Below are 5,289 nucleotides of genomic sequence, written 5' to 3'. Positions count from 1 at the left end.
GCCCACGCCCTTGAGCTCGGTGACCGGGGCGTCGAGCTCGTTCATGGGGCGGCTCGCCTGCACATCTCGATCGCCTCGACCAGCGCGTCGATCGCCTTGGGTCGCGGGAAGCTCGCCCGCCAGGCGATGGCCACGGTGCGCGAGGGCGCGGGGTCGGCGAAGGGGCGACTGGCCAGCAGCGACTGCTCGTGGGTCTCGGCGCCGAGCGCCGACTGTGGCAGCACCGTGATGCCGAGCTTGGAGGCGACCATGTGGCGGATGGTCTCGAGCGAGCCGCCCTCGGCGATCAGGGTGTTGCTCGGGCTGTTGAGCTTCTGGGTGATCGCCGGGCAGGCCTCGAGGATCTGGTCGCGAAAGCAGTGGCCCTCGCCGAGCAGCAAGAGCCGCTCCTCGAGCAGATCCTCCTTGTCGATCGCCGTCTTGGCTTCCCAGGCGTGGCCCCTGGGAATCAGCACCTCGAAATCCTCGTCGTAGATCGCCTTGGTCACCACGTCGGTCTCGGTGAACGGCAGCGCGACGATGATCACATCGAGCTCGCCGCTGCGAAGCTTGCTTCTGAGTGTACCGGTCAACCCCTCCTCGATGTAGAGCGGCATCTGCGGGGCGATCCTGGCCAGCGCCGGGATCAGGTGCGGAAAGAGGTAGGGGCCAATGGTGTAGATGGCGCCGATGCGCAGCGGATTGGCGAGCTGATCGCGGCCGGCGCTGGCGAGTTCGTAGATCAAGCTCGACTGCTCGAGCACGCGCTGGGCCTGGATGACGATCTTCTCGCCGAGGGGCGTAACCTGTACCGTGGACTTGGAGCGCTCGAACAGAGGCGTGTCGAGTTCGTCCTCGAGTTTTTTCACCGCCACCGATAGCGTAGGCTGGGAAACGTGGCAGCGTTCGGCGGCGCGACCGAAGTGTCGCTCTTGTGCAAGGGTTACGATGTAGCGAAGTTCTGTTAAAGTCATACCGTGCCGGCAGGCATCCTCTCGTAGGCTCGTGACTCATCATCAAAACGATGGACGGGATGGCAAGGACAAGCAAATCCCCATGACGATGGCATATCTCAACGGGACTTTGTATCTAATAGGGAATATTTATCAAGAGGAGTGCGCAGGTGAAACTCACTGTACTGATCATCGGCTGTGGCGATATCGGCATCACCCTGGGGCGCGAGCTCGTCGACGAGGGCCACCGGGTGATCGGCGTGCGTCGCCAGGCCGATCGGCTACAGGGCACCGGCATCGAACCCCTGGCGCTCGATCTCGACGACCTGGAAGGCGCCGGCGCCGATGCGCTGCCCCAGGCGGATTACGTCGTCTATACCGTCAGCGCCGACCGCTTCGAGGAGAGCGCCTACAAGAGCGCCTACCCGGACGGCCTGAAACGCGTGCTCGGCGTGCTCGAGCAGCAGGAAACCCCGCCGCGACGCACCTTCTTCGTCTCCTCGACCAGCGTCTACGGTCAGCAGGAAGGTGAAGAAGTCAACGAACTGAGCCCGACGGAGTCGACCAGCTTCTCCGGCACCCTGATGAGCGAAGCCGAGCAGGCGCTGCTCGAGCATCCGCTGCCCGGCACCGTGGTGCGTTTCTCCGGCATCTACGGCCCCGGCCGCGACCGGCTGATCCATCAGGTCAAGGAGGGCCGCATGGCCGCCGTGACGCCGGTGATCTACTCCAACCGTATCCATCGCGACGACTGCACCGGCATTCTTGCCCACCTGATCCGCTGCCAGGAGAGCGGCAAATCCCTGGCCGATCTCTACCTGGGCAGCGACTGTGAGCCCGCCACCATGCACAACGTCATGAGCTGGCTCGCCCAGGAGCTCAAGGCGGAAACCACCGGCACCATGCAGTCGCCGCTGCGTCGCCGTGCCAACAAGCGCTGCGACAACAGCCGCATCTGCGAGACCGGCTACGAGTTCCGCTACCCGAGCTTTCGCGAAGGCTATAGCCAGATGCTCAAGGAAGGCGGCTTTCTCGAGCTTCAGAACGCCTGAACCACGCGCCTGATCCTTGAAGCGCCATAAACGCAAAGAGCGAGCCTTAGGGCTCGCTCTTTGCGTTGAGCGCGGCGTCACACGCTTCAGTCGCCGATCACCATGACGGCTTCGGCTTCCACCTGGCTGCCCTTGGGCAGCGCGCGTACGCCCACGGCGGCGCGGGCCGGGAAAGGCGCCTTGAAGAACTCCTCCATCACGCGATTGACGATGGCGAAGTTGTCCAAGTCCACCAGGTAGAGGTTGAGCTTGACGATATCGGCAAGCGAGCCGGCCGCCTCCTCGCACACCGCCTGCAGGTTGGTGAACACCTGGCGGGTCTGCGCTTCGATGTCGCCCTCGACCAGCGCCATGGTCGCCGGGTCGAGCGGGATCTGGCCGGAGAGGTACACCGTGTTGCCCGCCTTGATGGCCTGGGAGTAGGGGCCGATGGCGGCCGGCGCCTTGTCGGTATTGATGACGGCTTTGTTGCTCATGGTGCTGCTCCTGTACTAAAGCGTATCTTTCGCTTTTTTCTTTGAACGATCTTGTCGAGACGATTTTGAAAAAAGGCCGCCCCATCGGCGTCGAAACGGCGCTCGATGTGCGCGGACAAAAAGGGTCAGTTGGCTATACGGGTGATCTTGCTGACGCTTGGCAGGTTGCGGATGCGCTTCATGATGCGCGCCAGGTGCACGCGCCCCTTCACCGACAGCGTGAGGTTCACGGTGGAGAGTCGCGCGTCGCGCTCCTCGATGCCGATGCGCTCGATGTTGGCGTCGGCGTCGGTGACCAGGCCCGCAAGCTCCGCCACCAGGCCACGACGGCTCTCGATCTCGATACGCAGGGCCACCGGGAAATCCTCGTCGATCTCCTCGGACCACTCCAGGGCGAACAGCTTGTCCGGATCGTTTCTGAGCTCCGCCAGGTTCTTGCACTCGCTGCGATGCACCACCAGGCCCTTGCCGACGGAGAGGTGCCCCATCACCGGGTCGCCGGGCAAGGGGTGGCAGCAGCGCGCGAAGCTCAGCACCATGCCCTCGCTGCCGCTGATGACCACGGCCTTGTCGCTGCTCTGCAGGCGGCCCTGGTCGAGGTGCGCCCCTTGGGCGACGTCCGCCAGGCGGCGCGCGGCCACGTGGGCCATGCGGTTGCCCAGGCCCAGCGACTCCAGCAGCGCATCGAGGGAAGCCACGTCGAGCTCCTGGAAGGCCTGCTCGAACACGCTCTCGTCGAGCTCCTCGAGGCTGGTCTCGAAGGAGGCCAGCGCCTTGTTCAGAAGCCGTCGGCCGAGCATGATCGCCTCGGACTGCTGCTGGTGCTTGAGCGCATGGCGAATCGCCGAGCGCGCCTTGGCGGTGGAGACGAAGTTGAGCCAGGCGAGGTTCGGGCGCGCGCCGGGGGCGGTGATGATCTCCAGCGTCTGGCCGCTTTCGAGGCGCGTGGAGAGCGGCGCCAGGTGGCGGTCGATCCGGCAGGCGATGCAGTTGTTGCCGATGTCGGTGTGCACGCTGTAGGCGAAGTCGATCACCGTGGCGCCCTGAGGCAGCTCCATGATGTCGCCCTTGGGCGTGAAGACGTAGATGTCGTCCGGGAACAGGTCGTTCTTGACGTGCTCGATGAACTCCAGCGAGTCGCCGGCGTGGCGCTGCATCTCGAGAAGCCCCTTGACCCAGGCCCGCGCCCGGGCGTGGCTGCCCTCGGCGATGGGATGGGCGGTCTGGCCCGCCTTGTAGAGCCAGTGAGCGGCGATGCCGTTGTTGGCCATCGCCTCCATCTCGCGGGTGCGAATCTGCACCTCGATGGGCATGCCGCGCTGGCCGAAGAGCGTGGTGTGCAGGCTCTGGTAGCCGTTCGCCTTGGGGATCGCGATGTAGTCCTTGAAGCGCCCGGGCACCGGCTTGTAGAGGTTGTGCACCACGCCGAGAATCCGGTAGCAGCTCGCCACGTCCTCGGTGATGATGCGAAACCCGAACACGTCCATGATCTCGGCAAACGGCTTGCGCTGGTCGCGCATCTTCTTGTAGATCGACAGAAGATGCTTCTGGCGGCCGATCACCGTGCCCGTGAGCTCTTCGTCGTCGAGGCTCTGCTGAAGCGAGGACTGGATCTGGCGCATCGCGCTTCGCCGGTTGCCCCGGGCACTGGCCACCGCGCGCTTGATGCGCTCGGCGCGCATCGGGTGGATCGCCTGGAACGACAGGTCCTCGAGCTCGATGCGGATGGTGTTGATGCCCAGGCGCGCGGCCACGCGGGCGTAGATCTCGAGCGTCTCTCGGGCGATGCGGCGCTTCTTGTCCGGCCGCAGGGCCCCGAGGGTGCGCATGTTGTGCAGCCGGTCGGCGAGCTTGACGATGATCACGCGGATGTCGCGGGACATCGCCAGCACCATCTTCTGGAAGTTCTCCGCCTGGGCGACCGCCTTGTCCTCGAAGGTGATCTGGGTCAGCTTCGAGACGCCGTCGACCAGCTCCGCCACCGAGCTTCCGAACTGCTCGGACAGTGCCTGCTTGGAGACGCCGGTATCCTCGATCACGTCGTGCAGCATGGCCGCCATCAAGCTCTGATGGTCCATGTGCATGTTGGCCAGGATGTTGGCCACCGCCAGCGGATGGGTGACGTAGGGCTCGCCGGAGCGGCGGCGCTGCCCGTCGTGGGCCTGCTCGGCGTAGTAGAAGGCGCGTTTGACCTGCTGGATCTCGTCCGCGGGTAGATAGCCGCCGAGCCGATCGGCCAGGTCATCGATGGTGAACATGTACCGCGCCCCTCGTCAGCAGTCCTGGACTCAGTCGTCGAGGTGGGCGCTGGGCGCGATGGGGCGCGCGCGCACCGGGGCTTCGACGGGCTCGTCCAGAACGGAGTGATCGACCAGGCCGGCGGCGATCTCGCGCAGCGCCATCACCGTGGGCTTGTCGTTCTCCCAGGGCAGTTGGGCGTCGCGGGAGCCGCGAGCGAGCTGGCGGGCACGCTGGGTGGAGATCATCACCAGCTTGAAGCGGTTTTCAACGTTTTCGAGGCAATCTTCGACGGTAACGCGCGCCATGGGGGCTTTCCTTTGAGAACGGCGCCGGGCCGGTAGTGTGCAAGACCGCTACCGACCAAGCGAAAATGGGTAATAGGACCCGATAGATTACTCGACGCCGGGCGCCTGTGACAAGAGCGCCTCGAGCAGCGGCGCATGGCGCTTCTGCATCGCCTCGAGGGTGAGACGACGGCCGATCACCAGCGCCTGCAGCTCGGAGAGCGCGGTGGTGAAATCGTCGTTCACCACCAGGTAGTCGTACTCGTCGAAATGCGACATCTCGCTGACCGCCTCGCGCATGCGC

5 protein-coding genes and 1 pseudogene are annotated in these 5,289 nt (G+C 65.0%); 1 reads left to right on the top strand and 5 read right to left on the bottom strand.

The annotated features are described in order from the left end of the window. Positions 1 to 41: 41 nt before the first annotated feature. Positions 42 to 953: a hydrogen peroxide-inducible genes activator gene (locus tag BIS11_RS10190; RefSeq protein WP_253423991.1), complete on the bottom strand. Its 912-nt coding sequence runs from the start codon at positions 951 to 953 to the stop codon at positions 42 to 44. A 149-nt stretch (positions 954 to 1,102) separates the two neighbouring features. On the opposite strand from BIS11_RS10190, the gene BIS11_RS10185 reads away from it, so the two are divergent. Next, a complete protein-coding gene (locus BIS11_RS10185; protein WP_253423988.1) occupies positions 1,103 to 1,984 on the top strand; it encodes an SDR family oxidoreductase in 882 nt (293 codons plus the stop codon). An 86-nt stretch (positions 1,985 to 2,070) separates the two neighbouring features. Here the strand turns inward: BIS11_RS10185 and BIS11_RS10180 are convergent, their stop codons facing one another. From BIS11_RS10180 to gmk, 4 genes and pseudogenes are all read right to left on the bottom strand, one after another. Further along, on the bottom strand, positions 2,071 to 2,460 hold the full coding sequence (locus BIS11_RS10180; protein ID WP_227390105.1) for a RidA family protein: 390 nt from the start codon (positions 2,458 to 2,460) through the stop codon (positions 2,071 to 2,073). A 125-nt stretch (positions 2,461 to 2,585) separates the two neighbouring features. Further along, complete coding sequence (locus BIS11_RS10175) at positions 2,586 to 4,718, bottom strand: bifunctional (p)ppGpp synthetase/guanosine-3',5'-bis(diphosphate) 3'-pyrophosphohydrolase (RefSeq protein WP_253423985.1); 2,133 nt, start codon at positions 4,716 to 4,718, stop codon at positions 2,586 to 2,588. A 30-nt stretch (positions 4,719 to 4,748) separates the two neighbouring features. Beyond that, entirely contained in the window at positions 4,749 to 5,006 is a 258-nt protein-coding gene (rpoZ, locus tag BIS11_RS10170; protein ID WP_253423982.1) for a DNA-directed RNA polymerase subunit omega, read from the bottom strand. Between the two features lie 87 nt (positions 5,007 to 5,093). Then, positions 5,094 to 5,289 (bottom strand): annotated as a pseudogene (gene gmk / locus BIS11_RS10165) (guanylate kinase); the annotation flags it as partial.

The sequence above is a fragment of the Halomonas sp. 707D4 genome (genome assembly GCF_024158685.1).
Classification (GTDB): domain Bacteria; phylum Pseudomonadota; class Gammaproteobacteria; order Pseudomonadales; family Halomonadaceae; genus Vreelandella.
Note: the sequence above shows the minus strand (reverse complement) of the source record. Positions and strands in the feature narration are given on the sequence as shown.

Excerpts from the sequence above, each read along its gene's own strand:
- BIS11_RS10190 (WP_253423991.1), bottom strand. The coding sequence starts at position 953 with ATGACTTTAACAGAACTTCGCTACATCGTAACCCTTGCACAAGAGCGA.
- BIS11_RS10180 (WP_227390105.1), bottom strand. The coding sequence starts at position 2,460 with ATGAGCAACAAAGCCGTCATCAATACCGACAAGGCGCCGGCCGCCATC.
- BIS11_RS10175 (WP_253423985.1), bottom strand. The coding sequence starts at position 4,718 with ATGTTCACCATCGATGACCTGGCCGATCGGCTCGGCGGCTATCTACCC.
- rpoZ (WP_253423982.1), bottom strand. The coding sequence starts at position 5,006 with ATGGCGCGCGTTACCGTCGAAGATTGCCTCGAAAACGTTGAAAACCGC.